The sequence below is a fragment of the Shigella sp. FC1661 genome (assembly GCF_001712525.1).
GTDB lineage: Bacteria > Pseudomonadota > Gammaproteobacteria > Enterobacterales > Enterobacteriaceae > Escherichia > Escherichia coli.
Window position 1 is genome coordinate 1 of the sequence record NZ_MDGW01000282.1, and the last position, 1902, is coordinate 1902.

A 1902-nucleotide genomic window follows, 5' to 3' on the forward strand; every position below is an offset into this window, starting at 1 on the left:
GGCGCACGTCTTCGGTGAACGCACTCTGGCCACACTGGAGCGTCTTCTGAGCCTGCTGTCGGCCTTTGAGGTCGTGGTATGGATGACGGATGGCTGGCCGCTGTATGAATCACGCCTGAAGGGAAAGCTGCACGTTATCAGCAAGCGTTACACTCAGCGCATTGAGCGACATAATCTGAATCTGAGACAACATCTGGCAAGGCTGGGACGGAAGTCACTGTCGTTCTCAAAATCGGTGGAGCTGCATGACAAGGTCATCGGGCATTATCTGAACATAAAACACTATCAGTAAGTTGGAGTCATTACCCAATTTGCAATACTCGGTCATAGCGCACACCGCTGTCTTTATCTACCAGTTGCAGAGAACCATCCTCATTGAGCGCAATTTGCCAGAAAGCATTTTCCAGTATCCCTTCAGCGTCACTTTTTGCCGCAATCACGTTGCCAGGCTGATTCGCTTCGATATAAAGCGTGCGATAGCCCATAGAAGGGACAATCTGGTTGATCTGTATATCAAACTCCATAAAGGGATCGTAATTACCGTAATGAACTATTTGCCGATCGATTAGGCCTGGATCGATCTCACGGGCATGACGAATAAAATACGGTACAGGCTGCGATCGTCTCGTAGATTAAACTGGCTGGCGCGCAGCCGCACAGTGGTGTTAATAACTTCTTCCCGCGGCCAGGGCATCAGGTTAAACAGCACGAGTTTGTCGGCATCACTCTGTGGCATGTTATCGGCAATTTTGCGCATGTAGAAACGCAGCAGATTATCCGCCATGTCTTCAGCCAGTTCGAAGCGGGCGACAATTTCGCGATGAACTTTGTCACTGCAACAACAACCGATACTGTCGTGGGCATGATTTTTTAAGATCTCTTTCCACATTTTCTCCAGCAAGCCGTGGTGGTATTCAAAACCCAACGTCCAGGCCAGCGTTGCCAGCGGTTCCAGCAGATTAACAATCTTATTTTCAATACGTGCGTGGGCAATTTTGATATCCATGCGCGTGGAACCGATGGTGCGATGTACGCGCATATATTTGCCATCGATAAATTCACCTTTCAGGGTGGCCAGACTTTCACGCTGCGCTTCGATCTTCTCAAATACCTCTTCAAAGCGGCTCATCACAAACTTACGTTGAGGGTAGATCTCACGTAGCTTATCCATCACTTCGAAGATATTTTGCTGCAATGGCATCTGGTCATGACCATTCGGCAGCAAAATCTCTTTGGTTACAGACGCTTTTTCCAGCACGTCAAAATAACTGTCGAGGCGTTTACGTAATCCGTTTTCGTCGGCAGGTAAGTACTTACCGATGGCGTAGCCCAGCGGCAGCACCTGCGCCGTCACTTCGCTACCGTCACTGCTTTGCCACAAAAACTCGGTTTTATCAGTACCGTGGCGCTCCGAACATCCGCGCCAGAACATGGTGCGGGTAATGCCAAATCCATTGTAGATATGCGGCAGTTGCCCGGACATGCCAAAGGAATCTGGTAAATAACCTATTTTCATCGGCTCGCCAAACGCGAGGCAGTCACGCATTCCGTACATCAGATTACGGACGATGGATTCCGCAGAAACAATCGTGGTATCGGTCTGGGTATACCAGGGGCCGATAATCAACTTGCCGGCTTCGGTGATGCTGCCAACTTACTGATTTAGTGTATGATGGTGTTTTTGAGGTGCTCCAGTGGCTTCTGTTTCTATCAGCTGTCCCTCCTGTTCAGCTACTGACGGGGTGGTGCGTAACGGCAAAAGCACTGCCGGACATCAGCGCTATCTCTGCTCTCACTGCCGTAAAACATGGCAACTGCAGTTCACTTACACCGCTTCTCAACCCGGTACGCACCAGAAAATTATTGATATGGCCATGAATGGCGTTGGATGCCGGGCAACTG

The 1902-nt window shown here is 49.7% G+C and carries 1 protein-coding gene and 2 pseudogenes; 2 read left to right on the forward strand and 1 reads right to left on the reverse strand.

Going from position 1 to position 1902, the window contains the following annotated elements:
• Positions 1–292: pseudogene (locus tag BFF42_RS15740) on the forward strand (IS1-like element IS1X2 family transposase); the annotation flags it as partial.
• A 16-nt stretch (positions 293–308) separates the two neighbouring features.
• Here the strand turns inward: BFF42_RS15740 and BFF42_RS15745 are convergent.
• A pseudogene (locus BFF42_RS15745) lies at positions 309–1645 on the reverse strand (glycoside hydrolase family 38 N-terminal domain-containing protein); the annotation flags it as partial.
• A 49-nt stretch (positions 1646–1694) separates the two neighbouring features.
• Here BFF42_RS15745 and BFF42_RS15750 point away from each other — a divergent pair.
• The coding region (locus BFF42_RS15750) for an IS1 family transposase (protein WP_000179203.1) at positions 1695–1902 on the forward strand (208 nt) is incomplete at its 3' end.